Annotated in this window: 27 protein-coding genes; 9 read left to right on the top strand and 18 right to left on the bottom strand. The window is 70.5% G+C overall.

Going from position 1 to position 26,183, the window contains the following annotated elements:
- Positions 1-2 precede the first annotated feature (2 nt).
- Complete coding sequence (locus tag ACX27O_RS01580) at positions 3-1,196, top strand: LOG family protein (RefSeq protein WP_210866387.1); 1,194 nt, start codon at positions 3-5, stop codon at positions 1,194-1,196.
- Positions 1,197-1,253: 57 nt separating this feature from the next.
- Here the strand turns inward: ACX27O_RS01580 and fbaA are convergent, their stop codons facing one another.
- Positions 1,254-2,279 (bottom strand): class II fructose-bisphosphate aldolase, encoded by a 1,026-nt coding sequence (fbaA, locus tag ACX27O_RS01575; protein WP_030332138.1) that lies wholly within the window; start codon positions 2,277-2,279, stop codon positions 1,254-1,256.
- Positions 2,280-2,414: 135 nt separating this feature from the next.
- Positions 2,415-2,798: a phage holin family protein gene (locus ACX27O_RS01570; RefSeq protein WP_210860147.1), complete on the bottom strand. Its 384-nt coding sequence runs from the start codon at positions 2,796-2,798 to the stop codon at positions 2,415-2,417.
- A gap of 124 nt (positions 2,799-2,922) precedes the next feature.
- Here ACX27O_RS01570 and ACX27O_RS01565 point away from each other — a divergent pair, with 124 nt between their 5' ends.
- Both ACX27O_RS01565 and ACX27O_RS01560 read left to right on the top strand, forming a co-directional pair.
- A complete protein-coding gene (locus ACX27O_RS01565; RefSeq protein WP_030332135.1) occupies positions 2,923-3,135 on the top strand; it encodes a hypothetical protein in 213 nt (70 codons plus the stop codon).
- A gap of 148 nt (positions 3,136-3,283) precedes the next feature.
- Positions 3,284-4,852 carry an LPXTG cell wall anchor domain-containing protein gene (locus ACX27O_RS01560; protein ID WP_358135342.1) on the top strand — a complete coding sequence of 523 codons (1,569 nt, stop codon included), beginning with the start codon at positions 3,284-3,286 and terminating at the stop codon, positions 4,850-4,852.
- 72 nt (positions 4,853-4,924) lie between these two features.
- Here ACX27O_RS01560 and ACX27O_RS01555 read toward each other — a convergent pair whose 3' ends face one another.
- Both ACX27O_RS01555 and ACX27O_RS01550 read right to left on the bottom strand, forming a co-directional pair.
- Complete coding sequence (locus ACX27O_RS01555; protein ID WP_458938829.1) at positions 4,925-5,986, bottom strand: LCP family protein; 1,062 nt, start codon at positions 5,984-5,986, stop codon at positions 4,925-4,927.
- Between the two features lie 2 nt (positions 5,987-5,988).
- Positions 5,989-6,468 carry a SigE family RNA polymerase sigma factor gene (locus tag ACX27O_RS01550; protein ID WP_458938828.1) on the bottom strand — a complete coding sequence of 160 codons (480 nt, stop codon included), beginning with the start codon at positions 6,466-6,468 and terminating at the stop codon, positions 5,989-5,991.
- 180 nt (positions 6,469-6,648) lie between these two features.
- On the opposite strand from ACX27O_RS01550, the gene ACX27O_RS01545 reads away from it, so the two are divergent.
- Together ACX27O_RS01545 and ACX27O_RS01540 are read left to right on the top strand one after the other, a co-directional pair.
- A complete protein-coding gene (locus ACX27O_RS01545; protein ID WP_458938827.1) occupies positions 6,649-8,223 on the top strand; it encodes an LPXTG cell wall anchor domain-containing protein in 1,575 nt (524 codons plus the stop codon).
- 159 nt (positions 8,224-8,382) lie between these two features.
- Positions 8,383-9,204, top strand: coding sequence for a DedA family protein (locus ACX27O_RS01540; protein ID WP_030332126.1), 822 nt, complete (start codon positions 8,383-8,385; stop codon positions 9,202-9,204).
- 166 nt (positions 9,205-9,370) lie between these two features.
- On the opposite strand, the gene ACX27O_RS01535 is transcribed toward ACX27O_RS01540, so the two are convergent.
- The 9 genes from ACX27O_RS01535 to ACX27O_RS01495 form a co-directional block, all read right to left on the bottom strand.
- Entirely contained in the window at positions 9,371-9,748 is a 378-nt protein-coding gene (locus ACX27O_RS01535; protein WP_030332125.1) for an ArsR/SmtB family transcription factor, read from the bottom strand.
- 57 nt (positions 9,749-9,805) lie between these two features.
- Positions 9,806-10,345 carry an orotate phosphoribosyltransferase gene (pyrE, locus tag ACX27O_RS01530; RefSeq protein ID WP_112586136.1) on the bottom strand — a complete coding sequence of 180 codons (540 nt, stop codon included), beginning with the start codon at positions 10,343-10,345 and terminating at the stop codon, positions 9,806-9,808.
- 169 nt (positions 10,346-10,514) lie between these two features.
- Positions 10,515-11,324, bottom strand: coding sequence for an SDR family NAD(P)-dependent oxidoreductase (locus ACX27O_RS01525; protein WP_458938826.1), 810 nt, complete (start codon positions 11,322-11,324; stop codon positions 10,515-10,517).
- A 10-nt stretch (positions 11,325-11,334) separates the two neighbouring features.
- The gene (locus ACX27O_RS01520) at positions 11,335-11,976 is read right to left on the bottom strand and encodes a hypothetical protein (protein WP_030332119.1); all 642 of its coding nucleotides are present in this window, start codon (positions 11,974-11,976) and stop codon (positions 11,335-11,337) included.
- Positions 11,977-12,048: 72 nt separating this feature from the next.
- Complete coding sequence (locus ACX27O_RS01515; protein WP_210859999.1) at positions 12,049-12,843, bottom strand: hypothetical protein; 795 nt, start codon at positions 12,841-12,843, stop codon at positions 12,049-12,051.
- A 91-nt stretch (positions 12,844-12,934) separates the two neighbouring features.
- Complete coding sequence (locus tag ACX27O_RS01510) at positions 12,935-13,546, bottom strand: DUF4178 domain-containing protein (protein ID WP_210866383.1); 612 nt, start codon at positions 13,544-13,546, stop codon at positions 12,935-12,937.
- A 121-nt stretch (positions 13,547-13,667) separates the two neighbouring features.
- Positions 13,668-14,048, bottom strand: a complete 381-nt coding sequence (locus ACX27O_RS01505) for a hypothetical protein (RefSeq protein ID WP_030332106.1) — start codon at positions 14,046-14,048, stop codon at positions 13,668-13,670.
- Between the two features lie 114 nt (positions 14,049-14,162).
- Positions 14,163-16,754 carry an ATP-dependent chaperone ClpB gene (clpB, locus tag ACX27O_RS01500; protein WP_357835973.1) on the bottom strand — a complete coding sequence of 864 codons (2,592 nt, stop codon included), beginning with the start codon at positions 16,752-16,754 and terminating at the stop codon, positions 14,163-14,165.
- Between the two features lie 85 nt (positions 16,755-16,839).
- Positions 16,840-17,484 (bottom strand): TetR/AcrR family transcriptional regulator, encoded by a 645-nt coding sequence (locus ACX27O_RS01495; protein WP_279520290.1) that lies wholly within the window; start codon positions 17,482-17,484, stop codon positions 16,840-16,842.
- A gap of 85 nt (positions 17,485-17,569) precedes the next feature.
- Between ACX27O_RS01495 and ACX27O_RS01490 the strand changes: the two genes are divergently transcribed.
- From ACX27O_RS01490 to ACX27O_RS01475, 4 genes are all read left to right on the top strand, one after another.
- Positions 17,570-18,715, top strand: coding sequence for an epoxide hydrolase family protein (locus ACX27O_RS01490; protein WP_210861461.1), 1,146 nt, complete (start codon positions 17,570-17,572; stop codon positions 18,713-18,715).
- Between the two features lie 137 nt (positions 18,716-18,852).
- Positions 18,853-19,353, top strand: a complete 501-nt coding sequence (locus ACX27O_RS01485; protein WP_030332098.1) for a cation:proton antiporter regulatory subunit — start codon at positions 18,853-18,855, stop codon at positions 19,351-19,353.
- 5 nt (positions 19,354-19,358) lie between these two features.
- Positions 19,359-20,573, top strand: a complete 1,215-nt coding sequence (locus tag ACX27O_RS01480) for a cation:proton antiporter (RefSeq protein ID WP_030332095.1) — start codon at positions 19,359-19,361, stop codon at positions 20,571-20,573.
- Positions 20,574-20,755: 182 nt separating this feature from the next.
- Positions 20,756-21,187, top strand: coding sequence for a hypothetical protein (locus ACX27O_RS01475; protein WP_030332093.1), 432 nt, complete (start codon positions 20,756-20,758; stop codon positions 21,185-21,187).
- A gap of 256 nt (positions 21,188-21,443) precedes the next feature.
- Here the strand turns inward: ACX27O_RS01475 and ACX27O_RS01470 are convergent, their stop codons facing one another.
- From ACX27O_RS01470 to dnaK, 5 genes are all read right to left on the bottom strand, one after another.
- Entirely contained in the window at positions 21,444-21,638 is a 195-nt protein-coding gene (locus tag ACX27O_RS01470; protein WP_030332091.1) for a hypothetical protein, read from the bottom strand.
- Between the two features lie 137 nt (positions 21,639-21,775).
- Complete coding sequence (locus ACX27O_RS01465; RefSeq protein ID WP_030332087.1) at positions 21,776-22,216, bottom strand: heat shock protein transcriptional repressor HspR; 441 nt, start codon at positions 22,214-22,216, stop codon at positions 21,776-21,778.
- A gap of 30 nt (positions 22,217-22,246) precedes the next feature.
- Positions 22,247-23,428: a molecular chaperone DnaJ gene (gene dnaJ, locus ACX27O_RS01460; protein WP_030332085.1), complete on the bottom strand. Its 1,182-nt coding sequence runs from the start codon at positions 23,426-23,428 to the stop codon at positions 22,247-22,249.
- An 85-nt stretch (positions 23,429-23,513) separates the two neighbouring features.
- Positions 23,514-24,272, bottom strand: a complete 759-nt coding sequence (grpE, locus tag ACX27O_RS01455; protein WP_030332083.1) for a nucleotide exchange factor GrpE — start codon at positions 24,270-24,272, stop codon at positions 23,514-23,516.
- Positions 24,273-24,320: 48 nt separating this feature from the next.
- The gene (gene dnaK, locus ACX27O_RS01450; protein ID WP_030332082.1) at positions 24,321-26,180 is read right to left on the bottom strand and encodes a molecular chaperone DnaK; all 1,860 of its coding nucleotides are present in this window, start codon (positions 26,178-26,180) and stop codon (positions 24,321-24,323) included.
- Positions 26,181-26,183: the final 3 nt, after the last annotated feature.

Below are 26,183 nucleotides of genomic sequence, written 5' to 3'. Positions count from 1 at the left end.
CGGTGCCGACCCCACCTCCCGCAGACGTCATCGAGCCGCACCTGCACGCCGGCGAGATCCAGACCCGGGCCGAGTTCGACCAGCAGCTGACCACCGGTCGGCTGACCGGGCTGACCGTGCAGGGTCTGCGGCTCGACCTCGCGCCGGTGCCCGACCTGACCGGTGTCGACGTCACCGGCACCCTCTTCGTCGGTTGCCGGTTCGCGGCCCGGGACGTGGGCGCCGACCTGGTCCGGCGCGGCGCAAACGTGGTGCCGCCGTTCTCCGGGTTGCCGTACCCGACCCAGCCGACCCACCTCTACACCCCGGAGGAGCTGGCCGCCGGGTTCGCCGAGGGCGGGTTCACCGGGATGTACGACACCCGGGTGTACGACCACTACCGGGCGCACGGCGGCGCGCTGCCGGACGTCAGGGAGGCGCTGGGTCAGCGGCTGCACGACCACGGCGTGGACAACGCGCTGGCCGACGCCACCCGGGTCTGGTTGGCCGCGTATGGGCCGCAGTCGGTGGTGGGCATCATGGGTGGCCACGCGGTGCGGCGCGGCAGTCCCGCGTACCGGATGGCGGCCGTGCTGGGTTGGGAGCTGGCGCGGGCCGACCGGCTGGTGGTGACCGGTGGCGGCCCCGGGGTGATGGAGGCCGCGAACCTCGGCGCCTACCTGGCGGACCAGCCGGCGGCCGAGGTCACGGCGGCGATCGACCTGTTGGCCACCGCCCCGGACTTCACCGACCACCACCGGTACACGGCCACGGCGTTGACGGTCCGGCAACGGTACGCGGGGGTGCCCCGGCAGCGTGGCGCCGAGCTGGGCTGGGCGCGGGCGGGCGGGCTGGCCATTCCGACCTGGCTGTACGGGCACGAGCCGGCGAACCTGTTCGCGGGGCGGATCGCCAAGTACTTCTCGAACGCGATCCGGGAGGACACCATCCTGCGCCTCGCCCGGGGTGGCATCGTCTTCGCGCCGGGGCGGGCGGGCACCGTGCAGGAGGTGTTCCAGGCGGCCACGAAGACCTACTACGGCACCGACGGGGCCAGCGGGGCGTACATCTTCCTGGACCGCGACTACTGGACCCGGGAGTTGCCGGTGGAGGCGCTGCTGCGCCCGCTGCTGGCCGCGTCCCCGTTCGGTGACCTGTCGTCGACGATCCACCTGACCGATGACGTTCGCGAGGCCGTACGCCTGCTGACGACCTGACGACCTGACGACGACGGCCGGCCCCCGTGCGGGGAGCCGGCCGTGGGTGGGACGTCGTTACTTGGTCATCGTGGTGCCGGTGGAACGCAGGTGCTCGCACGCCTCGACGACCCGGGCGGCCAGGCCGGCCTCGGCGGCCTTGCCCCAGGCGCGCGGGTCGTACTGCTTCTTGTTGCCGACCTCGCCGTCGATCTTCAGCACGCCGTCGTAGTTGCGGAGCATGTGGTCCGCGACGGGGCGGGTGAAGGCGTACTGGGTGTCGGTGTCGATGTTCATCTTCACCACGCCGTAGTCCAGCGCCTCGCGGATCTCGCTCAGCAGGGAGCCCGAGCCGCCGTGGAAGACCAGGCTGAGCGGCTTGTCCTTGCCGTACTTGGCGCCGACGGCGTCCTGGATCTGCTTGAGGATCTCCGGACGGAGCTTGACGTTGCCCGGCTTGTAGACGCCGTGCACGTTGCCGAAGGTCAGCGCCGCCATGTAGCGGCCCTTCTCGCCGAGGCCGAGCGCCTCGACCATGGCCAAGCCGTCCTCGGTGGTGGTGTAGAGCTTGTCGTTGATGGCGTTCTCGACGCCGTCCTCCTCGCCACCGACGACGCCGACCTCGATCTCAAGGACGATCTTGGCCTTGGCAGCCTCGTCGAGCAGCTGGGCGGCGATCTCCAGGTTCTCCGCGACCGGCACGGCCGAGCCGTCCCACATGTGCGACTGGTAGAGCGGCTGCTCGCCGCGCTTCACCCGCTCCTGCGAGATGCCCATCAGCGGACGGACGAACCCGTCCAGCTTGTCCTTCGGGCAGTGGTCGGTGTGCAGGGCGATGTTGACCGAGTACTTCTTGGCCACCTCGTGCGCGTACGCGGCGAACGCGACGGCACCGGTGACCATGTCCTTGATCGAGGGGCCGGAGAGGTACTCGGCGCCACCGGTGGAGACCTGGATGATGCCGTCGCTCTCCGCGTCGGCGAAGCCCTTGAGCGCCGCGTTCAGCGTCTGGGAGGAGGTCACGTTGATCGCGGGGTACGCGTACCGGCCAGCCTTGGCGCGGTCCAGCATCTCCGCGTAAGCCTCGGGGGAAGCGATGGGCATGTGATGCGCTCCTTACTTACCACTCTCGGCCGTGCTGGCCGCTGTTCTTCATTTGTGCGCCGGACCGCGCTGTCCTCCGCCGGAAGTATCCCGTAGGTGAGGTGCGCCGGAACAACCGACCCGGGTGCTAGCCGTTCACCGGCGGCCCGGGTTGTCCGGCACGATGACGCTGATCAACCAGGTCACCACTGTCATCACGATGGCTCCCCAGAACGCCGCCCAGAATCCGTCCACCTGGAACGGCAGGTCCAGCCCGCGGGCGATCCGGTCGGTGAGCAGGAACAGCAACGCGTTGACCACCAGCGCGAACAGGCCCAGGGTCAGTAGGTAGAACACGCAGCCGACAACCCGGATCACCGGTTTGAGCACTGCGTTGATCACACCGAAGATCAGCGCCACCACGATCAGGGTGAGGGCGGTGTTGCCACCCGATCGGGCGTGCACGTCCACCCCGGGCACGATCAGCGTGGTTATCCACAACGCGACAGCGGTGATCGCCAGTCTGATGAGGAAGCCCACGGCACCATCCTGGCATCGGGTCACGTCGCCGAGGGCTGATTCGGCCTACTCCGCTTCCGGGCGGTACGCCCGCCCAGCCCGTACGGTGGGTGGGAACCGTGCCCCGAGACCCCCGGGAGGGACGATGGGTCAGCCCGATGAGGACTTCACCCCCGGCGACCACCTCGCAGCCGACGAACGCGACCCGGAGGCCGATCCGGCGGACGCGGTCGAGCAGGCCACCGTCGCCGGCCCCGCCGACACCGACGGTGAGCCGCACCGCGGCCTGGAGGTCGACGACTGGGACGCGATGGAGCAGGCCCGGGTGGTCACCGGGGACGAGGACGACTACCGCTGATCCCGCCACCGGGACGGCTGCCCGTTGCGCCAGAGGGTGCTCAACCGTTCGGGCCGTTCGACAAATATCGATCCCAAAGGGTTACCGGAGGAGCTGACGGCTCCCTAGGTTGGACGAGCGCCATAGGCATCCCCACGGGAGGACCCCCATGCTCAAGCACTGGCTCCGCTGGCTGACCGGGCTCGGCGCCGCCGGCGCGTTGGTCGCTGCCTCCGCCACGCCCGCCGTCGCCGCGGCCCCGATCGCGCCCTACTTCCAGGACACCACACTGGCCGTCGGTTCGGAGCCGGCCACCCGCGCCCTGCTCCTGTACGCCAACGAGCCGACGACCCTGTCCAAGGTCTCCGTGCGGTACGACTATCGCTCCCTGGCCAACAAGATCACCGTCGTCTCCGAGGAGGACGGCCAGCGGTGCACCGCCCCGGAGCCGGGCGTTCTCGTCTGCGAGGAGCCCTTCGACGTCGTCCTCTACGAGGAGCCGCCGCTCGGCAGCGGGATCTACCGCAACGGGCTCAAGCGGGTGCGCATCGGCCTCACCGAGGATGCGCAGCCCGGTGACTCCGGGGACGTCGTGGTCAGTTTCCAGGCGGCCGGCGGGCGCAGCGGCAGCTACACCTCGCGCGTCCGGGTCGGCGAGGGCGTCGACCTGGCCGGCGGGCCGTTCACCACCGCCTCGGCCAAGCCGGGTGGGAAGTTCTCGGTGCCGCTGGTCGTGGCCAACGCCGGCGACCGGAGGGTCGAGGGGTTCGTCGCGGTCTTCGACCTCGCCTACTCGATCCGGACCACTGACCGGTTCAGCAACTGCCGCTACGCCGACGACCACCTGGTCTCCTGTCAGTTCGACGAGGAGATCCCGGTGGGCACCGGGCTGGCCGCCACGCTGAACCTCGAACTCGCCAGGGACACCTACGCCCCCACCAACCAGTCCGGCTACGCCCAGTTCATGACGGTGGCCGACTTCGAGGACCTGACCAAGGTGCGGAAAGCAGTCGGCGCCCGGGCGGCCACCCCCGGCAGCGGCCCGAAGCTGACCCTGGCCAAGACGTCCGGCGCCACCCGGCAGGCCGACCAGACCGACGTCAACCCGGGCAACGACTACACCGGGTGGACCATCAAGGCCACCGGCACGAACGGCACCGACCTCGCGGCGATCGGGGCCACGCTCAAGGGCACGGCCGGCACCGTCGTCACGGCCACCGTCGGCTTCCGGAACAACGGCCCGGCGACGCTCGACAATGTGAGCGAGGAGTACGAGGCCGCCACCCACACCGACGTCGAGCTGCCGCCGGGCACCTCCGCCGTCGAGGTTCCCAAGAACTGCTGGTTGCGGCAGGACAGCACCCGCACGTACCTGTGCGCGTCGGAGATGCTCCTGGTGGCCGGGAAGACCTACACCATGACGTTCCGGCTGCGCATCGACAAGGTCATCCCCAACGCCCGGGGCGCGGTACGGGTCAACGCGCCGTGCGAATGCCCCGCCGGTGGCGGCTTCAAGGCCGACATCAAACCGGCCAACGACAAGGCCGCCATCGTGGTCAACGCGGCCCAGAGCGGCGGCGGTCAGGACGATGGCGATGGCGGCGGTGGCGGCGGCGGTTCGCTGCCCATCACCGGCGCCCCCACCAACCTGATCGCCGGCCTCGGCGTCCTGCTGCTCGTCACCGGTGCGGGCAGCTACCTGATCGCCCGCCGCCGGAACAGCCGCTTCGTCGCCTGACCCACCCCGCACGACCGGTGCCCCGCCGTCCCGTACCCGGCCGGCGGGGCGCCGTCGCGAACGCTCCGTCCGTCATCGAACGGGGTTGACCCGCTCCGGGTGCTGGGCCACCCACTGCGCCAACCGGTCCTCGGCCAGCGCGGCGAGAAACGCCTTGCCCAGCTTCGGGTCCAGCGGCAGCAGCGTACGGTCGTCCACCGGCTCGCCGACCGGGAGACTGAGCCCCACCGCTTCGATGCTGTCCAGCTCGGGTAGCACCGCCACCAGCCTGGTCAGCGGCAGGCCGTCGTCGTCGACCGCCAGACCCTTACCGGGGGCCGACAGCAGCCCGGCGAGCCGCACCGGGTTGCTCAGCACGTCCTTAGCGGACACCGCTCGGATCAGACCGGCGACATAGCGCTGGGCGTTACGGTCCCGGTCGAACGCGCCGTCGGGAAGGTCCCGCCGTTGCCGCAGCAGGTCGACCGAGGCAGCGCCGTCGAGCCGCTGACAGCCGGCCGGGAAGGTCCGACGGGTGTGCCAGGACTCGACCTCCTCCGGCAGGCAGACCTGCACCCCGTCGACCGCGTCGGTGATCCGGCGCAGCCCCGCGAAGGTCAGCACCGCGCCGGCGTCGACGCGTACCCCGGTCAGGTCGGCGACCACCCGGCGGGTCAGGTCGTAGCCGGCGTCCAGGTCGGGCCGGGGCTCGCCGGCACCGGTGAAGAACGCGCTGTTGAGCTTGTCAACCCCCCGGCCGGGGATCGACACCCCCAGGTCGCGCGGCAACGAGATGAGGTACGGCCGGCTCCGGTCGGCCGGGATGTGCACCAGCAGGACGGAGTCCGCCAACCGGTACGACGGTTGCTCACCGAAGCCGTCGACCCCGAGCAGCAGGACGTTCAGCGCCTCGGACGGCGTGCCAGCCGGTTGACCGGACAGCGACGGGCCGTCGACCGGCCGGTCGGGGCGCAGTTGCGGCACCCCGACTCCGAGCGCGGCGAGCAGGGCGAGCGTGACACCGGCGGCCTGGAACCGCTGCCGGCGGCGACGGCGGGTAGCGGCGAGCCGGTCGATCGACGCCCGCAGTGGGCCGGTCGACGGGGTCAACGGTTCGTGCCGAACGAACGCGGCACGCAGGTCATCCTCGATCATGGTCACGCCTCCACGTACTCGGCCCGGAGCGTCGCCAGGGCCCGGGAGATGGACGAACGAACGGTCCCGACGGCACAGCCGAGGATGTCGGCGATCTCCATGTCGGGCAGGTCCTCGTAGTAACGCAGCACCAGAGCGGCCCGCTGCCGGCGTGGCAGCCGAGACAGCCAGGACCAGATCTGATCCCGGTCCACGGCGGACTGGGCATGGTCGGTGAGCGCCGGCACCGACGCGTCGGGTTCCCCGCGCAGCAGCACCCGGCGAACCCACGAGCCGCGCCGCCAGTCGATGTACTGGTTGGTGAGCATCCGGCGCACGTACCGCTCCGGCGAGTCCGCGCGGGCGACCCGACGCCAGTTGAGCTGGACCCGGACCATGGTTTCCTGAACCAGGTCCTGGGCCTGGTGCGGGTCACCGGTCAGCATCACCGCATACCGCAGCAGCGGGGCCAGCCGCGTGTCCGCGAACTCCTCGTACGTCACTGCACCTCCCGGGGGCTCCTGTCACAGATGACGGGAGCGGACCGACCGAACATTGCGGTGACTCTGATCAACCTTTTGGCTCGTCTTAGGCAATGGGCGGCTCCACGGGGTGCAGTGAGCCTGAGCGATTCCTTAAGATCCGCAGGCTCCACCTGATCCCCCAACTGGAGGAACCCCCTCATGCTCACCCACTCCACCCGGCGTTGGCTGGCCGGGCTGGGCGTCGCAGGCGCGTTCGTCGCCGCCTCCGCCACCCCCGCCTTCGCCGCCCCTGCGGCCGAGTTCGACCTGTACTTCCAGGACGTCACCGTCGCCGCCGACTCTGCTGGCGTCGTCCGGTCTCCGTCCCTGTACAGCAGCGAGTCCACGGTGCTCAACGAGGTCTCGGTGCGTTACGACTACAGCAGCCTCGCCGGCAAGATCACGCTGGCGGGCGAGAGCGGCAACGACTGCGCCGCCGACGGCGATGGCGTACTTCTCTGCCGCGAACAGGTCCCGGTGACCATTGACGAGCTGTTCGGCGGCTTCTTCGGCGAGGTCGTCATCGCGCCGACCGACAAGGCGACGAACGGCGACACCGGCGAGCTGAAGATCAGCCTCAAGGCCGCCGGTAAGGACATCGCCAGCTACACCTCTCGGGTCCGGGTCGGCGAGGGCGTCGACCTGCAGGGCGGGCCGGACACCACGGTGACGGCGGCACCCGGCGGCAAGTTCCAGGCCCCGGTGACGGTGTTCAATGTCGGCACGACCGAGGTCGATGGTGTCGTGGCCATGTTCGACACCGACTACGGCATCCGGACCAAGGAGCGGTTCGACAACTGCCTCTACGCCGAGGACTTCCTCTTCGCCTGCATCTTCGATGAGAAGATCCCGGCCTCCGCTGGCGCGACGGCCACCTTCAACTACGAGCTGGCCACCGACACCTATGCGCCGGGTCGCGAAAACAGCTACGCCTGGTTCATGACCCCGGCCGACTTCGAGGACCTCCTCGCGATCCGCGACGAGGCCGGCGCGGAGAAGGCCCGCCGCGGCAACGGCAAGACGCTGTCGCTGAAGGCGGTCTCCGCCGCTCGCGCGGCCCGTGCCGTGCAGACCGACACCGAACCCAACAACAACTTCAGCGGGCTGGCTGTCGACGTCACCGGCAAGAACGGGGCCGACCTGGAAGCCGTCGGTGCCACGCTCAACGGCAAGAAGGGCGCCGAGCTGACCGCTGCCCTCGGTTTCCGCAACAACGGTCCGGCAACGCTGGACTACCTCCGCAGCGAGGCCAACGTGACGTACGTCGACGTGACGGTGCCGACCGGCACCACCGCCATCGCGGTGCCGATGGAGTGCGCGCCGCGGACCGGTAACGACGTTGAGTGGCCGGAGGCGGGCAGCCCCGGCGCCGGCGAGTACCGCTGCTACCCGGGCCCGTTCGCACCTGCGGGCGAGACGCTGACCGGTGAGTTCACGTTCCGGATCGACAAGGTGATCGCCAACGCCACCGGCACCGTCAAGGTCAACGTGCCGTGCGAGTGCGAGGGCGGCTTCTACGACGATCTGAAGCCGGCCAACGACGTCGCCAAGATCCTGGTGAACGCGGCCGGCGGCACGGGCGGTGGCGACGGTGACGGCGACGGCGACGGTGGTTCGCTGCCGATCACCGGCCAGTCCACCGGCCTGATCGCCGGCCTCGGCGCGCTGCTGCTCGCCGCGGGCGTCGGCGGCTACCTGGTGGCCAAGCGCCGCCGGACCCGCTTCGTCGCCTGATCCACCCCGCGGCACCGGTGCCCCGTCGACCACCACGGTCGGCGGGGCACCGTCGTTGCACCCCACGACGCCGGGACGCTGCCGCCCGCGCCGTACGGCGCGGGCGGGTGGTGAGGGGCCGGTCCGGCGCGGCCGGGGCCCCGGGCTTCGGTACCCTTTGTGGCCGTGGACACAGCTGAGAAGACCCGCGCTCTCGTGGAGAGCGTCGCCCTGAACCCGCTCGATCCCAAGGATCTGTTGCAGACCTTCGGACTGATCGGCGTGTGGGTGATCCTCTTCGCCGAGACCGGCCTGCTGGTGGGCTTCTTCTTCCCGGGTGACTCGCTGCTGTTCCTCGCCGGGGTCGCCTCGTCACCGGTCGCGGACGCGATCTTCGGCGACGGCACCCGCCTCTCCCTTGCCGGCCTGCTGATCGGTGGCCCGATCTGCGCGATCGTCGGCGCCCAGCTGGGGCACTGGCTCGGCGCGCGGTACGGCCGGCCGATGTTCGAACGGCCGAACTCGCGGCTCTTCAAGAAGGAGTACGTGGAGAAGGCCGAGTACTACTTCCAGAAGTTCGGCCCGGCTAAGGCGGTGGTGCTGGCGCGCTTCATTCCGATCGTCCGGACGTTCCTCAACCCGGTCGCGGGCGCGCTCGGCATGCCGGCCAAGAAGTTCCTGCTGTGGAACATCGTCGGCGCGGTGCTCTGGGTGGACGGCATCCTGCTGATCGGCTACCTGCTGGCCGAGCAGATCTACCAGGCCATCGGCGACAAGATCGACCACTACATCCTGCCGGTGGTCGCCCTGATCATCCTGATCTCGGTGCTGCCGATCTTCTTCGAGTTCCTTCGCGACCGGCGGGCTCGCAAGCGCGGCGAGGCGGTCGCGATGGTCGCGGCGGCCAGTGCCGCCGGAGCGGTGGAGGCGGCCCGCGAGGCGTTCGACCACGACCGGCACCCGCACGGCCAGCAGCGCCCGGAGCACGGTCAGGACCGCTGAGGGGTACGACGACGGCCGGCCCCCTGGCGAGGGGGTCGGCCGTCAGCGTGTCGAACCCGGCCTCCGGCGGTGCGACCGGGGACGAGCAGGTGTCAACCACCGGTGGCGCCACCCCTGGCTCGCCACCGGACGCCGCCCCGGCTCGGGGCGGCGCGTGATGCCTACGTCAGCGAGCCTTCTTGGTGGCTCGCTTACGCGGCGGGGTCAGCAGGTCGGCGATCGTCGCGATCGCACTCGGGACCAGGCTGTAGTACGCCCAGACACCGCGCTTCTCCCGCTGCAACAAGCCGGCCTCGGTGAGGATACGCAGGTGATGACTGACCGTCGGCTGAGAGAGGCCGAGCGGTGCGGTCAGGTCACAGACGCACGCCTCACCCTCGGGGGCCGACTGGATCAGGCTGAGCAGCCGCAACCGAGCAGGGTCAGCAAGGGCCTTGAGGACCCCGGCCAGACGCTCGGCATCGGCACGTTCGATCGGCTCGCCGTTTAGCGGCGAGATCTGAGGCATAGTCATTTCGGCCAACGCAGTTCCCACGTATTCCATCCTTCCACCAGCAGCATCGATCCGCCTGCATATCAGCAGATCCGAATCGGCAGACTTTTACGCCACAAGGCCGAGGTCAGCCAACGTATAGGCCGCCCGGTACGGCAATCCGGCGGCTCGCACCGCGTCGCCGGCGCCTCGATCAACAATAACCACCACACCCACGACTTCCGCCCCGGCCTCGCGAAGCGCCTCGACAGCGGTCAAAACACTTCCGCCCGTCGTGGAGGTGTCCTCCACCGCCAACACGCGGCGGCCGGCCACCTCGGGCCCCTCGATCCGCCGCTGAAGACCGTGGGCCTTGCCCGCCTTGCGCACCACAAAGGCGTCCAGGGCCCGGCCGGTCGGAGCGGCGGCGTGCAGCATCGAGAGGGCGACCGGGTCCGCACCAAGGGTGAGGCCCCCGACCGCGTCGAACTCCCAGTCGGCGGTGAGGTCCAGCAACACCCGGCCGACCAGAGGCGCGGCCCGGTGATGGAGCGTGACGCGCCGCAGATCCACGTACCAGTCTGCCTCGCGCCCCGACGAGAGCACGACCCGGCCATGGACCACAGCCAGATCGGTAATGAATTTACGCAGGTCGTCGTGGTCCCCCATGGCGATAGAGGTTACTGCGCAACTCTGAACGCCGTGTGCGGGGTCCACCCTGATCAGCCCCGGGGGGAACCGATGACTGGCGATGTTCGACTACGCTCAGCGACTGGTCTGACAGCGGCGCGCCAACGCCGTCCCGCCGCCGGCTCGGGGCCGACGGGCCTGTCGAAGCTCAGCGCTCGTCGCGACCGATCCGGCCGCGGGTGTCCCGGGCGACCGCCTGGAGCAGTCGGCGCGGCGCGTGTCGCATACCGGCGACGACCACCTTGTACTTCCACGCCGGGATGCTGACCATCTTGCCTTTGCGCAGGTCACGCAAGGCTTCGTCGACCACATCCTCGGCTCGCAGCCACAGCCAGTCCGGCGTCTTGGACATGTTGATGCCGGCCCGCTGGTGGAATTCCGTGCGGGTGTAGCCGGGGCAGAGAGCCATCACCTGAACGCCGAACGGCCGCGTCGACTGGCCGACGGACTCGCTGAAGTTGGTCACCCACGCCTTGCTGGCCGAGTAGGTCGAGCCGGGCATGGCCGTACCGAAACCGGCGACCGAAGAGACATTTATCACTGCCCCATTTCGCCGTTCGGTCATCGGTCGAACCGCCGCGAGGGTCAACCGCATGACCGCGTGCACGTTGAGGCGCAACAGTCGTGCCTCGTCCTCGGCCGTGGAACGCAGGAACGGTTTGTTCAGGCTGATGCCCGCATTGTTGACCAGCAGGTGCACCGGGCTGCCCTCGGCGAGCCGCCGCTCCACCGTCGCACATCCGTCGTCGGTGGACAGATCGGCCGGGATCGTCTCCACCTCGCGGCCGTACGCGGAACCCAACTCGGTGGCCAGCTCACTCAACCGCGCCTCGTCTCGGGCAACCAGCACCAGGTGCCAGCCGTCGGCGGCCAGTCGCCGGGTGAACGCCGCGCCGATGCCGGCGGTGGCCCCGGTGATCAGGGCTCGCCGCTCGGCGGTGGTGGGGTCGAGCGTCACGTGGCGGTCCTCACCTGGGCGGGAACGGGGGCGCGGGCTGGTGCGGGGCGGGCGTGAACGTGGGCGGTGCGGTTGGCGTGGCCGAGCGGTGGCGGCCGAACCAGCTGTTCGTTGCGGGCAGCGCCAGCAGCGTGGCTACTACAAGGTAACCGAGCCCCTGTGCGACGGAAAGCCCGGCGTTGAGCGGAATCCACCAGGACGGGTACGCGTCGCCGATCAGGCCCAGCAACTCGGCGAGAGCCTGCTCGCCCGAGCCCAGCCGCAGTGGCGCGGCCCGTTCGCCGACGACCACCGCCACGCTGCAACAGCCGGCGAGCAGGCCGAGCCCGCTGACCACCCACGTCGCCACCCGCACGCCGTTGCGACCGGCCAGCAGCCCGAGGGCCAGGCCGGCGAGCAGCGGCGCGGAGAGCACCGCCACCACCGCCGACAGCACCATGGAGGCGCGGAGCAGGGTCACCACGTCGTCGATCTGCTCCGGGCTCGCCGACGTGTTGCCGGCGGCGGAACGGAACGCGTCGACCGTCGCGCCCAGCACCACCAGATCGACCACGGCGTACGCGAGCGCGGCGACCGCCATCACCAACAGCACGGACGCGGCCGACAGGACGGCGGCGGGCCGGCGGGCCGGTGGCGAATCCGGGTACGACACGACGAATCCCTCCGGTAGGCGTCGGGTTGCAACCTACTCGGAGGGATCGTCGGCGTCGTGCTTATCGAGCCGTCAGCTCGTCGACGGCGGGGTTGACCCGGGCCGGTCCGTGGGCGGCGTGTCGTCCGGCCGGTCCGTGGGCGGCGTCGCGTCCGGCCGGTCCGCTGCCGGCGGCGGGTAGCTCGGCTCCCCACTCGACGGATAGCCCGGCTCGCCGGAGGCCTGCGGGTAGCCGGGCTGACCCGGCGCCTGCGGGTAGCCCGGGTAGCTGGCACCCGGGGTCGGCGGCTCCCAGGCCGCGGTGGGCTTGCGGAAGAACTCGTTCGCCTTCGGCAGCGCCAGCAGGATCAGCGCGGTGAGCAGCGCGATCAGGCTGAGCACGCTGAGCAGGAGGCTGACCGGGGTGGCCCAGGAGGGCAGGGCCTCCTCCAGGCGGCGCTGGAGCTCCTCGGGGCTGGGCCCGTCGCCGCCGGTCCCGCCACCGGCGTTGAGACCGCCGGCCGCGTTGCTGAGCAGGCCACCGCCGACACAGCAGACCATGATGCCGCCGACGATCCAGGTGGTGATCCGGGCGCCGTTGCGGCCCTGGTTGTTGAAGAGGGCCAGCACGCCCAACACGACCGCGAGCAGCAGCAGCACGACGCTGCCGCCGATGCCGATCACGGCGAAGACGTCGGCCACCTGGTCGGCGCCCTCGGCGGTGCTGTCCGCATACGCGTCACGAATCGCGTCCCGCGTCTTGCCGAAGGTGCTGAGCGTGATGATCAGGCTGATCACCTGGAGTGCCAGGAACAGGAAGAGCAGGTAACTGGAAATCGACACAATGGATGGCCGCTGACGGGCCGGTGTGCGCTGGGAATCGACCACGATTCTCCTTCCCTAAGATCGCGCCCACACCGTATCGACAACCGGCCAGTTCGGCATGTCGCGACGAGCTCGGCGCGCCCACCGGTCCAGCTCAGCGGAGCTCGGGTGTGGGGTGGATCGTCAGGTCGGCGGGCCCGAGCAGGTCACCGCGGGAAACCCGCCAGCCCTCTTCGCCGTACGCCTCGAAGGAGAGCCGCGCGGCGCCACCGGACTGGTAGTCGTGATAGCGCATGGTGCCGGTCGACGGCAGCTCGGTCTCGCCCGTGGCGGTGTATCGCGCCTGCCCGGTCTCGGCCCAGGTGAAGCGCCGCCCGCCGAGTTCGATGGTCGGGGCGCCCGGCGTGACGGTGGCACTCGGTTCGGCGGTCCAGAACACCAGCTCGAGTTCGGGGCCGTCCTCCACGGAGAGCCGGTGGCGGGTGCCGGATCCGTCGTCGAGCAGGTGCTGCACCCAGCTCCAGTCACCCTCGACCAGGCGGATGGTGGCGCTCACCGCGTACTCCCGCTCGCGGATCCGCACGCGGTCGCCGGGGGTCAGGCGGAGCGGGCCACCGCGCGGCGACTGCGCCGGGCCGCCCGCTGACCGGACGGACGGCGGCAGGCCGCCGGGCCGGGTTGTCCGGCGGGCCCGCGCGACGAACAGGAGCACGGTCACCACGAGCACGGCAAGCGCCGCCGCCAAGTACGTCACCAGCGCGTTCACCCGACTACCTCCCCAGGTTCGTCGGCGCAGACGGTAACAACCTTCGGCACCAGCGGGACCCGTACCGTGACCGACAGCTCAGCTACCGACGGCACCGGTGGCGCCGCCTGCTGCGCATGGCTCAGGCGGCGGCGAGCCGCCGGCTGGCGTAGGTGCCCAGGGTTTCGCGGTCCATGACGCAGCCGACGAAGGTGGTGAACTCGCTCGGGTCGTCCCGCAGCGACGTCCACGCCGCTCGGGCCGCCGCCGGGTCGACACGCTCCAACAGCGTGGCCGCGTACGCCCGGCCGGCGGGTGTGCCGTCGGCAAGCACCCGGTCGAGTTGGCGGCGGACCTCCTCGGGGTGGTCGTCGAGGGCCGCCGACACCCGCTCGTACGCCTCCGTCACCGGCAACAACGTGCCGGCGAGGCCAACTCCCCCGAAGGCGAGCGTGTCAGCCGCCGCCAACTCGTCGGCGGCCGCACCAAGGTCCCGCTCCCACTTCCTACCAATCCCAAACATGCCCCACCCCTTTCCCCGTCCACCCCCGCCCCACCCTGTTGATCAAGAGGTTTGCGTCATGCGAAGACGCGAACCTGACGCAAACCTCTTGATCACCGCGTTGAGGGGTGGGGATTAGGCGGGGGTTATGGAGAGGGTTCCGGTTTCCGGGGTGCGGTCGACCTTTACCGTTTCGCCGTCGCGGATCTGGCCGGACAGGAGCGCCTTCGCCAGCTGGTCGCCGATCGCGCTCTGCACCAGGCGGCGCAGCGGACGGGCGCCGTAGATCGGGTCGTAGCCGTGCTCGGCGAGCCAGTCCCGGGCCGCATCGGTGACCTCCAGGCCCAACCTGCGGTCGGCCAACCGCCGCCGCATCCGGTCCAACTGGATGTCGACGATGGAGCGCAGGTCGTCCCCGCGCAGCGAGGCGAAGACCACGATGTCGTCCAGCCGGTTGAGGAACTCCGGCTTGAAGTGCGACCGGACCACGGCCAGCACACCCTCCCGGCGCTGCTCGTCGGCGAGCGTCAGATCGCTGATCACCGACGATCCGAGGTTGGACGTGAGGATCAGGATCGCGTTGCGGAAGTCGACAGTGCGGCCCTGGCCGTCGGTGAGCCGCCCGTCGTCGAGCACCTGGAGCAGCACGTCGAAGACGTCCGGGTGGGCCTTCTCCACCTCGTCCAGCAGCACCACCGAGTACGGCCGTCGGCGTACCGCCTCGGTGAGCTGACCACCCTCGTTGTAGCCGACGTAGCCGGGCGGCGCACCCACCAGGCGCGCGACCGAGTGCTTCTCGCCGTACTCGCTCATGTCGATGCGGACCATCGCCCGCTCGTCGTCGAAGAGGAACTCGGCGAGGGCCTTGGCCAGCTCCGTCTTGCCGACGCCGGTGGGGCCGAGGAAGAGGAAGCTGCCGGTCGGGCGATCGGGGTCGGCGATGCCGGCGCGGGCGCGGCGTACCGCGTCGGAGACCGCGCCGACCGCTTCGCCCTGGCCGACCACCCGGCCGCCCAGCGAATCCTCCATCCGCAGCAGCTTGGCCGTCTCACCCTCCAGCAGGCGGCCGGCGGGGATGCCGGTCCAGGAGGCGACCACAGCGGCGATGTCGTCCGCGCCGACCTCCTCCTTGAGCATCGCGCCGTCGGCCTGGAGCTGGGCCAGCTCCTCCTCGGCCTGCTTCAGCTCGACCTTCAGGGCGGGGATCCGGCCGTAGCGCAGTTCGGCCGCACGTTCCAACTCGCCGTCCCGCTCGGCACGCTCGGCCTCACCACCGAGGCGCTCCAACTCCTCCTTGGCGGTGGAGAGCTTGGTGATGTGGCTCTTCTCCGTCTGCCAGCGCTCGGAGAGCACGGTGAGCTGCTCGCGCTTGTCGGCCAGCTCCTTGCGCAGTCGCTCCAGTCGCTCGGCGGAGGCGGCGTCCGGCTCCTTGGCCAGGGCCATCTCCTCGATCTCCAACCGGCGGACCGCCCGCTCGATCTCGTCCACCTCGACCGGCCGGGAGTCGATCTCCATCCGGAGCCGGGACGCGGACTCGTCGACCAGGTCGATCGCCTTGTCGGGCAGGAACCGGTCGGTGATGTAGCGGTCGGACAGGGTCGCGGCGGCGACCAGCGCGGCGTCGGTGATCCGTACGCCGTGGTGCACCTCGTAGCGCTCCTTGAGCCCGCGCAGGATGCCGATGGTGTCCTCGATGGTCGGCTCGCCGACCAGCACCGGCTGGAAGCGGCGCTCCAGCGCCGGGTCCTTCTCGATGTGCTCGCGGTACTCGTCAAGCGTGGTGGCGCCGACCATCCGCAGCTCACCACGGGCCAGCATCGGCTTGAGCATGTTGCCGGCGTCCATCGAGCCCTCGCCCTTGCCGGCGCCGACGACTGTGTGCAGCTCGTCGAGGAACGTGATGACCTGCCCGTTGGAGTTCTTGATCTCCTCCAGGACGGACTTCAGCCGCTCCTCGAACTGCCCGCGGTACTGCGCGCCGGCGACCATCGCGCCGAGATCCAGCGAGATCAGCTTCTTGTCGCGCAGCGACTCGGGCACGTCGCCGGTGACGATCCGCTGGGCCAGACCCTCGACGATCGCGGTCTTGCCGACGCCGGGCTCGCCGATCAGCACCGGGTTGTTCTTGGTACGCCGGGAGAGCACCTGGATGACCCGACGGATCTCGGAGTCCCGCCCGATGACCGGGTCGATCTTGCCGTCCCGGGCGCTGGCGGTGAGGTCGACGCCGTACTTGGTCAGGGCCTGGTAGGTCTGCTCGGGGTCGGCTGTGGTGACCCGACGGTCCCCACCGCGAACGGTCGGGAAGGCGGCGACCAGAGCCTCCTCGGTGGCGCCGACGGTCTTCAGCGCGCCGGACACCGCCCCGCCCACCCGGGCCAGGCCGGCGAGCAGGTGCTCGGTGGAGGTGTACTCGTCGCCCAGCGGCCGGGCGATCTGCTCGGCGGCGCCGATGGCGTTGACGAACTCCCGAGCCAACGTCGGCTCGGCGATGCTGGAGCCGCGGGCGGCCGGCAGGTTGTCGACAGCGCGCTGGGCGGTCTGGCGCAGCTCGGTCGGGTCGGCCCCGACGGCGCGCAGCAGACCGGTGGCTGTCGAACCGTCGGTGTCCAGGAGTGACAGGAGCAGGTGCCAGGGCTCCACTGTTGCGTGACCACGCTGGTTGGCCAGCGCGACGGCGCCCGTGATGGTTTCCCGGCTCTTGGTGGTGAGTCTTTCGGTGTTCATGGGCTCCCCCGGATCGGCGTTGTCCACTGGATTGGACACAACCAGAGTTGAGCGTATTCCACTCAACCTTAGCGCGTGACGCCCATCACTCCCGGCGCCGCCACCGCCAGTCGAACTCGCCGGCCGCCGGCGGCGGGCCGGGCAGCGGGTCCGCGTCCGGCACCGCCGACAGGCCGGCCAGCAGGACCGCGAGCTGCCGGCGGCGCAGTTGGCGGGTCCGCTCCGGATCGGGTACGCGCACCGCGGCGCACGCCTCCAACAGCAACCCCAGATCCTGGACGACGGCGTCGGGGCGCAGCCGCCCACTGGCGCGTGCCCGGTCGACCAGGGCGCTGGCCAGCTCACCGGCGCGCACCGCGTCCCGCCCCATCTCCTCGGTCGGGGTGAAGGTGCCGGCCAGGTGGACGGTGAGCGAGTGCACGTCGGCGTCGACGATCCGGCCGAGGAAGCCGGTGAACGCGGCCCAGTCGTCCGGCTGGGCGAGGGCGGTCTCGGCCTCTGCGACGTACCGGCGCAGCCCGTCGTGGCAGAGCTGACGCAGCAGGTCCTCCTTGCCCGCGTACCGCCGGTAGAGCGCGCTGATGCCGACGCCCGCGCGGTCGGCGACGGCGGCGATCGGGGCCTTCGGGTCGTCGAGGAAGACGGCGCGGGCGGCTTCGAGGATGACCTCGTCGTTGCGGGCGGCCTGGGCGCGGCGACCGCCCAGCGTCTTGCCGGAAGTCGATGACATGTCGTCAGCCTAACAGTGGAACGGATCGTTCCGCTCTGCTACTGTGATTGCAGAACGAAACATTCCGTTCCGAAGGAGTTCCGGCATGAGCGACACCGCGATCCGCCCGTTCCGCGTCGAGATCCCGCAGACCGCCCTCGACGACCTGGCCGCCCGGCTGGGCCGCACCACCTGGCCCGCCGACCTGCCCGGCGCGGGCGACTCCTACGGGATGGGCACCGAGCGGGTCCGCGCCCTCGTCGACAGGTGGCGGGGTGAGTTCGACTGGCGCGCCGTCGAGGCCCGCCTGAACGCCCACCCCCAGTTCGTCACCGAGATCGACGGCGAGCAGATCCACTTCCTGCACGTCCGCTCGTCCCGGCCGGACGCCACCGCGCTGGTGCTCACCCACGGCTGGCCCGGATCGGTGCTGGAATACCTCGACGTGATCGCCCCGCTCACCGAGCCCACCGACCCGGACGCGCCGGCCTTCCACGTGGTCATCCCGTCGCTGCCCGGCTTCGGCTTCTCCGGCCCGACCCGCAACGCCGGCTGGAACCGGTTCCGCATCGCCCGCGCCTGGGCCGAGCTGATGAACCGCCTGGGGTACGACAGCTACGGCGCGGTCGGCAACGACGCCGGTTCGATGATCGCGCCGGAGCTGGGCCGGATCGAACCGCAGCGGGTGCTCGGCGTCCACGTCACCCAGCTCTTCTCGTTCCCCTCCGGCGACCCGGCCGAGTTCGCCGGGCTCTCCGAGGCGGACCAGGCGGCGCTCGGGCACCTCCAGTGGTTCTACGAGAACAAGTTCTCCTTCAACCAGGTGCACAGTCAGCAGCCGCAGACCCTGGCGTTCGGGCTGGCCGACTCACCGGTGGGGCTGCTCGCCTGGAACGCCCAGCTCTTCGACGAGAGCCTGGACGCCGATTTCATCCTGGCCAACGTCGCGCTCTACTGGTTCACCGGGACCGCCGCCTCGGCGATCCGGCTCTACTGGGAGGACGCGCACGCCGGCGAGCCGCCGGCCGGGCCGACCACCGCTCCGACCGCGCTGGCCATGTTCCCCGGCGACTTCCAGTCCATCCGCCGCTTCGCCGAACGGGACCACGCGAACATCGTCCGGTGGACGGCGTACGCGACCGACGTCGCCGGTCGGGGCGACGTCGGCGGCCACTACGCAGCCCACCAGGCCACCGAGGTGCTGGTCACCGACATCAGCGAGTTCTTCGCCAGCCTCCGCCGACCGAATTGATCGACTCGGTTCGCTGAGGGTCGGGGTGTCCGGGCTGTCCGGACACCCCGACATCGTGAAGGCCGAGTCGATCACCCACGGTTGGGCCTGCTCCCTCCAAGATCTGTCTTCTGTTCACGAAGCGGTAGCCTGGGTGAGTGCGAGTACGTGTCGAGCAGACCGCCTTACCCGGGATCGGGGTACGTCACGATCTGGTGACGGAGTCCGGACGCCGCCTGGGCGTTGTCTCCCACCGCAATGGCCGCCGTGATCTCGTCCTCTACGACCCCGACGACCCCGACGCCTGTCAGTCGGACATTCCGCTGACCGACGACGAGGCCGAGGCACTGGCCGACATTCTCGGTGCGTCGCTGATGCTCGGTCAGCTCTCCGGGCTCCGCGAGCAGGCCGCCGGTCTGCTCACCGAGCAGATCGCCATCACGGCCGGGTCGCCGTACGTCAACCGGAAGCTCGGCGACACCAAGGCGCGTACCCGCACCAGCGCCTCCATCGTGGCAGTGCTGCGCGAAGGCGAAGTGATCGTTTCGCCACTCCCCTCCTTCCGCTTCGCGGCCGGCGACGTGGTGGTCGTTGTCGGGACCCGCAGGGGTCTCGACGGCGTGTCCGCCATCCTCGCCGACAGTGACCCGGACGGCTGAGGCGGATGCACGATTTCACCACGCTGCTCATCGAAGTCGGTGCGCTGCTGCTGCTGCTTGGGCTCCTCAGCCGGCTCAGCCGGCGCTTCGGCCTCTCTCCCATCCCCCTCTACCTGCTCGCCGGGCTGGCGTTCGGGCACGGCGGGCTGCTGCCGCTGGACGCCAGCGAGGAGTTCTTCGCCGTCGGCGCCGAGATCGGCGTCATCCTGCTGCTGGTGATGCTCGGCCTGGAATACTCGGCCAACGAACTCGTCGGCAACCTGCGCTCGGCAGCGCCGGCAGGGCTGATCGACGGCGTCCTCAACGCGCTGCCCGGCGCGGGGTTCGCCCTGCTGCTCGGCTGGGACTGGGTCGCCGCCCTGGTACTCGGCGGCATCACCTGGGTCTCCTCCTCCGGCGTGATCGCGAAGGTCCTCGCCGACCTGGGCCGGCTCGGTAACCGGGAAACCCCGGTGATCCTCTCGGTCCTCGTCATCGAGGACCTGGCGATGGCTCTCTACCTGCCGCTCGTCACCGCCGTCCTGGCCGGCACCGGCCTGCTCGGCGGCGGGATCGCGCTCACCGTCGCGGTGGGCACCGTACTGCTCGTGCTGGTCCTCGCCATCCGCTACGGCCACCTCATCTCCGCCGCCCTGTCGGCGAAGGACCCGGAGGCGCTGCTTCTGGGCGTACTCGGTCTGACCCTGCTGATCGCCGGCATCGCCGCGTCGCTCCAGGTGTCGGCGGCGGTCGGTGCGTTCCTGGTCGGCATCGCCCTCTCCGGCCCGGTGGCGCACCACGCCACCGAGCTGCTCTCACCCCTGCGGGACCTGTTCGCCGCGGTGTTCTTCGTCTTCTTCGGCCTGACCACCGACCCGCAGGACATCCCGCCGGTCCTGCTGCCGGCACTCGCCCTGGCCGTGGTCACCATGGGGACGAAGACGCTCACCGGTTACCTCGCCGCCCGCCGTGTCGGCATCGCGGAACCCGGTCGATGGCGGACCGGCCTGGCACTCGTACCCCGAGGCGAGTTCTCCATCGTCATCGCCGGGCTCGCGGTGGCTGCCGGGAGCGTCGAGCCACGGTTGGCGGCGCTGGCCGCGACGTACGTCCTGATCACCGTGGTGACCGGACCGATTCTGGCCCGACTGCCTGACTTCCCGTGGTTCAAGCGGTGGTTGCGCACTCGGGCGGCGGCCCAGCGGCGGGAGTCGACACCGGTCCCCGACCCACTGCACTGAGCACCACCTGAACCCGCGGGACGGCCACCGGGAGGGGCGTAATGCCCCTCCCGCCAACGGTTGCGGAATTGCTCCTCATGGGGGCTACCGCAGCAAAGCGTGGGCGGGTTACCGTTTCGCCGCAGCAGCCAGGGTCCGCAGGCAGCGTTGCCAAAACGCGGGCGAGAGCGGAAGGTTGGCCGGTGAGCGTGCAGGAATCGACGTTCCACGGCTTCGCCAACCCCGTCGATCCGACTCCGGCGGAGTTGCGAGCTTGGGCGTACAAGCCCGATTCGGTGCCGTTGGCCTCGATGCCACCCGACTGGGACCTGCTGGTCTCCGGCGACCGACTGGTGTTGACGCTCTTCGAGTTAGCGATGGATCCGACCTGCCCGGCCCGGCGTTTCGCGCTGCACTGCCTGTACATCTACGCGGCCGACGGCATCCGGACGAATTTCCGCGCCCACCCGAAGCGCCGCTTCCGCAAGCTCGTCGAACAGGCCGAGCGGGACGGCGACGAGCTGATGAAGATCTGGGCGCACAACGGCCGGGTGCTGTTGGCCCGACCGGATCTCTTCGTCTACCGGGACTGGTGCGAGGGCGGCCTGGTCCGCGAAAACCGCCGCCTCGGTTGAGAGCGGGCTGATCGCCAGCGGTCTGCGCAGCGGGGTGTTGGTTCCTGCGCCGCTGTGGAGCTGATGTCGCAAACGATTCACCGGTTGGGGTCCCTGACGTGACAGGTGCGGACCACAGCGTGATGTCGTAAACGATTCAGCTCCAAAGGCTCGGTATAGGACCCCCCCCCCGCTGCGCCCCCGCGTCCCGGCCCGCACCCAACCGGCGAACGGGCCGGGACCCCCCGTGGGTCCCGGCCCGCACGTCGGTCGCCGGTCAGTCCTGCTTGCGTTCCGTCTCGGCTCGGCCCGGTTCGCCGCCGCGCTCGCCGTCTTCGGCGAACCGGCCCGCGATGATCCGGTCCCGGTAGGTCCCCTCGGTGACCTTGTCGAACTTCTCGCGGACGGTCTCGGCCAGTTTCTCCAACCGGTCCTCCGTCTGCTGGGCCATCTTCTTCGCCGGCTCCGCCATCGCTCCCCCTCGCCATGCCGGTGGGTCCGATTTAAGCCGATTGAACCCTTATCGACAGGCTAACCGAAGCGGCCCGGACCGCGCCGGGAAATCCAGCGCGGTCCGGGCCGGGCAGACAGCTCCGGGTGAGCGGCAGGTCAGCGATCGGGCGTGCGGCGAGGGCGCCACACCACCAGGGCGGTGGAGGTGCGGTTGGTCGGCACCAGATCCCGGCCCGGGAAGCGGGCCAGCGACTCCAGTTCGGCCACCCGGCGGTACGCGGCGTCCAGCTCCGCCTCCAGCCGGGCCACCCGCTGCTGCGCCTGCTCCAGCAGCCGCTCCAGCCCGATGATCCGCTTGACGCCGGCCAGGTTGATCCCGTCGTCCTGGCTGAGTCGCTGCACCTCGCGCAGCAGCACCACGTCGCGGACGCTGTAACGACGCCCGCCACCGGCCGCTCGACCGGGCTGCACCAGCCCGAGTCGGTCGTACTGGCGCAGCGTCTGCGGGTGCATCCCCGCCATCCGCGCCGCCACCGAGATCATCAGCACCTTGGCCTCGTAGGCAGGGTCGCCCGAACCGAGGAACTCGCCCGACATCCCGCTCACCTCCGCGTCCCCTCCACCGGACTAACTGACTCGACGCACCCGTGCGTCGAGATGTTCCCGGGCCGCCGGCGGAGTCTGCTCGGCGAACGACTCCAGCGCCGTGCGCGCCTCGTCGGACAACCGGGCCGGCACCACCACGTCCAACGTCACCAGCAGGTCACCAGCCTGCCCATCACGGCGGACCACACCCTTGCCCCGGGCCCGCAGCACCCGCCCGCTCGGCGTCCCCGGCGGAACCCGCAGGGTCACCGCGCCGTCGAGCGTGGGCACCCGCAGGTCCGTGCCGAGCACGGCCTCCGCGAAGGTCACCGGAACGGTCAGCGTCAGGTCGTCTCCGGTACGCCCGAACAACTCGTCCGGCCGAACCTTGACGTGCACGAAGAGGTCACCGGCCGGACCGCCGCGCTCGCCCGGCTCGCCGCGCCCGGCCAGCCGGATGCGTTGACCGTCGGCCACACCGGCCGGGAAGCGCACGTTCATGGTGCGGGTCTTGGTGACACCGCCGCTGCCGTGGCACTCCGGGCACTTCTCCTCGACCACGGTGCCGACGCCCTGGCAGTTGCGGCACGGCTCGGAGAAGCTGAACGACCCCTGGTTGCGGGTGGTCACCCCGGCACCGTGGCAGACCGGGCAGGTCTGCGGCTGGGTGCCGGGCTTGGCCCCGTTGCCGTGGCAGGTGTCGCAGACCCCCGGCGCGCGCAGCGTCAGGGGCAGCGTCACCCCGCGCACCGCGTCGCCGAAGTCCAGCGCCACCTCGGTCTCCACGTCCCGGCCACGGGCCGGACCGCGGGGCGCGGCCTGCCCACCGGCCTGACCGCCGCTGAAGATCGAGCTGAACAGGTCCTGGAAGCCGGCGCCTCCGAAGCGGCGATCGCCGCCTCCGCCGCCACCGAACATGTCGGAGACGTCGAACGGCATGCCACCCGGCTGGCCACCACCCCGGGCGTTGCGCCGGAACGCGCCCGAGCCGAAGAGCGAGCGCATCTCGTCGTACTCGCGGCGGCGGCCGCTGTCCGACAGCACGTTGTACGCCTCGGACGCGGCCTTGAACCGCTCCTCGGCCTTCGGGTCGCCCGGGTTGTGGTCCGGGTGCGACTCCCGCGCCACCTTGCGGTACGCCTTCTTGATGTCATCCGCGGAGGCGGCCTTGTCCACGCCGAGCACGGCGTAGAAGTCCTTCTCGATCCAGTCCTTCGAACTCACCGGTCCACCTCCTTCCGACCCTGGTGGCCCGGCCGTCCCGCCCACCGCGCAGCGGTGGGCGGGACGGCCTGGTCACTGGCTGGCACTATTCCGGATCCGCGACCGCTACCAGCGCGGGGCGCAGCAGCCGCTCACCGAGCTGGTAGCCGCGTCGCATGACCTGCACGCAGGTCGGCTCGCTGACGTCGGCCGAGGTCTGGTGCGCGACCGCCTCGTGCCGGGTCGGGTCGAACGGGTCGCCCTGCTCGCCGAAGGCGTTCAGGCCGAACTTGCCCAGCGCGGTGGTGAGCTGTTCCGCCACCGTGCCGAACGGCCCGACCAGGTCGCCGTGTTCCCGGGCCCGGTCCAGGTCGTCCAGGATCGGCAGCAGCGCGGCCAGCACCGAGCCGGTCGCCTGCTCCTGCACGAGGCTGCGGTCACGGTCGACCCGCTTGCGGTAGTTGGCGTACTCCGCCGACACCCGCTGCAGGTCCCTGGTCCGCTCGTCGAGCTCGGCCCGGAGCGCCTCCAGCTCGGCACCGAGCGAGGTGCCCGTGCCGCCGCCGTCCACCGGCTGCGCCGGGGCGTCCACCACCGGCGGGCCGGACGGTTCCGGCCCGTCGGTGGCGTTGACCTCGACCTCGATCTCGTCGACCACGACCTCGGCGTCCTCGACCAGACCCTCGGCCGGCACGCCGGCCTCAGCGTCGGCGGCGGCGCCCTCCGGCTCGGCGGTGTCGACGAGCTTGCGGTTGTTACGGATGACGACCCGCTCCCCGTCGCCGGTGGTCTGCTCCGTGGGCGCGGAGCCACCCGGCGTCGACCCGGTCTCGCCCGGGTCGGCGGCTCGTGGCTTCTGCGTCATGCGGCTACCTCATCCCCTTCGCGGTGGACACGTGTCGGAGGCCGACGGTCACTTCTTGCCGTCCTCGTCCACGATTTCCGCGTCGACCACGTCGTCGGCGCCGCCGGCCTGCGCGCCGGTCGCGCCGGTCGCACCCGGGCCGGGCTCGCCACCCGGCTGCTGACCCTGCTCGGCCTGCTGCGAGTAGAGCAGCGAGCCGGCCTGCTGGGAGACCTGCGCCAGCTTCTCGTGCGCGGACTTGATCTTCTCGACATCCTGCCCGCCGAGGGCGCCGCGCAGCTCGCCGAGCGCCTCGTTGAGCTGCTCACGGTTCTCGCTGGGCAGCTTATCGCCGCTCTCGGCGAGGAACTTCTCGGTCTGCCACTGCAGCGCCTCGGCCACGTTGCGGGTCTCGGCGTCGTCGCGGCGGCGCTTGTCCTCCTCCGCGTGCTCCTCGGCGTCCCGGCGCATCCGCTCGATGTCGTCCTTCGGCAGCGACGAGCCGCCGGTGATCGTCATCTTCTGTTCCTTGCCGGTGCCCAGGTCCTTGGCGTGCACGTTGACGATGCCGTTGGCGTCGATGTCGAAGGCGACCTCGATCTGCGGCACGCCGCGCGGCGCCGGCGGGAGGCCGGTCAGCTCGAAGGTGCCGAGCTTCTTGTTGTAGGCCGCGATCTCCCGCTCGCCCTGGAACACCTGGATCAGCACCGACGGCTGGTTGTCGTCAGCCGTGGTGAAGACCTCGGAGCGCTTGGTCGGGATGGTGGTGTTGCGCTCGATCAGCTTGGTGAAGATGCCGCCCTTGGTCTCGATGCCCAGGCTCAGCGGGGTCACGTCGAGCAGCAGGACGTCCTTGACCTCACCCTTGAGCACACCGGCCTGGAGGGCGGCGCCGACGGCGACGACCTCGTCCGGGTTGACGCCCTTGTTGGGGTCGCGGCCGGTGAGCTGCTTGACCAGGTCGGTCACGGCGGGCATCCGGGTCGAACCGCCGACCAGGATGACGTGCTCGACGTCAGAGATCTTGATCCCGGCGTCCTTCACGGCCTGCTCGAACGGGCCCTTGCAACGGTCCAGCAGGTCCTGCGTCATCCGCTGGAACTCAGCGCGGCTGAGCGTCACGTCCAGGTGCAGCGGGCCGGCCGCGCCAGCGGTGATGTACGGCAGGTTGATGTTGGTGGTGGTGGCGGCGGACAGCTCGATCTTGGCCTTCTCGGCGGCCTCACGGAGCCGCTGGAGGGCCATCTTGTCCTGGCCGAGGTCGATGCCGTGCTCACCACGGAACGTCTTGACCAGGTGGTCGATGATCCGCTGGTCCCAGTCGTCGCCGCCGAGGTGGTTGTCACCGCTGGTCGACTTGACCTCGATGACGCCCTCGGCCAGCTCCAGCAGCGACACGTCGAAGGTGCCGCCGCCGAGGTCGAAGACCAGGACGGTCTGCTCCTTGGAGCCCTTGTCCAGCCCGTACGCCAGGGCGGCCGCGGTCGGCTCGTTGACGATCCGCAGCACGTTGAAGCCGGCGATCTCACCGGCCTCCTTGGTGGCCTGCCGCTGGCTGTCGTTGAAGTAGGCCGGAACGGTGATCACCGCGTCGGTGATCTGCTCACCCAGGTACGCCTCGGCGTCCCGCTTGAGCTTCATCAGCGTCCGGGCGGAGATCTCCTGCGGGGTGTACTTCTTGCCGTCGATGTCGACGGACCAGTTCGTGCCGACCTCGCGCTTGACCGACCGGATCGTCCGGTCCGGGTTGGTCACCGCCTGGCGCTTGGCGACCTCACCGACGAGCACCTCGCCGTTGCGGGCGAACGCGACGATCGACGGAGTCGTCCGCGACCCCTCAGCGTTGGCGATGACGGTGGGTTCACCGCCCTCGAGAACGCTGACGCAGGAGTTCGTCGTGCCGAGGTCGATACCGACCGCACGTGCCATGTT

The organism is Micromonospora sp. SD19 (assembly GCF_054462275.1).
This window is presented reverse-complemented; position numbering and strand designations above follow the sequence as displayed.

Bases quoted from the DNA above. Each gene is read 5' to 3' on its own strand.
- fbaA (WP_030332138.1), bottom strand. From the start codon at position 2,279: ATGCCCATCGCTTCCCCCGAGGCTTACGCGGAGATGCTGGACCGCGCC.
- ACX27O_RS01565 (WP_030332135.1), top strand. From the start codon at position 2,923: ATGGGTCAGCCCGATGAGGACTTCACCCCCGGCGACCACCTCGCAGCC.
- ACX27O_RS01560 (WP_358135342.1), top strand. From the start codon at position 3,284: ATGCTCAAGCACTGGCTCCGCTGGCTGACCGGGCTCGGCGCCGCCGGC.
- ACX27O_RS01555 (WP_458938829.1), bottom strand. From the start codon at position 5,986: ATGATCGAGGATGACCTGCGTGCCGCGTTCGTTCGGCACGAACCGTTG.
- ACX27O_RS01545 (WP_458938827.1), top strand. From the start codon at position 6,649: ATGCTCACCCACTCCACCCGGCGTTGGCTGGCCGGGCTGGGCGTCGCA.
- ACX27O_RS01535 (WP_030332125.1), bottom strand. From the start codon at position 9,748: ATGGAATACGTGGGAACTGCGTTGGCCGAAATGACTATGCCTCAGATC.
- pyrE (WP_112586136.1), bottom strand. From the start codon at position 10,345: ATGGGGGACCACGACGACCTGCGTAAATTCATTACCGATCTGGCTGTG.
- ACX27O_RS01505 (WP_030332106.1), bottom strand. From the start codon at position 14,048: ATGTTTGGGATTGGTAGGAAGTGGGAGCGGGACCTTGGTGCGGCCGCC.
- clpB (WP_357835973.1), bottom strand. From the start codon at position 16,754: ATGAACACCGAAAGACTCACCACCAAGAGCCGGGAAACCATCACGGGC.
- ACX27O_RS01495 (WP_279520290.1), bottom strand. From the start codon at position 17,484: ATGTCATCGACTTCCGGCAAGACGCTGGGCGGTCGCCGCGCCCAGGCC.
- ACX27O_RS01490 (WP_210861461.1), top strand. From the start codon at position 17,570: ATGAGCGACACCGCGATCCGCCCGTTCCGCGTCGAGATCCCGCAGACC.
- ACX27O_RS01480 (WP_030332095.1), top strand. From the start codon at position 19,359: ATGCACGATTTCACCACGCTGCTCATCGAAGTCGGTGCGCTGCTGCTG.
- ACX27O_RS01470 (WP_030332091.1), bottom strand. From the start codon at position 21,638: ATGGCGGAGCCGGCGAAGAAGATGGCCCAGCAGACGGAGGACCGGTTG.
- ACX27O_RS01465 (WP_030332087.1), bottom strand. From the start codon at position 22,216: ATGTCGGGCGAGTTCCTCGGTTCGGGCGACCCTGCCTACGAGGCCAAG.
- grpE (WP_030332083.1), bottom strand. From the start codon at position 24,272: ATGACGCAGAAGCCACGAGCCGCCGACCCGGGCGAGACCGGGTCGACG.
- dnaK (WP_030332082.1), bottom strand. From the start codon at position 26,180: ATGGCACGTGCGGTCGGTATCGACCTCGGCACGACGAACTCCTGCGTC.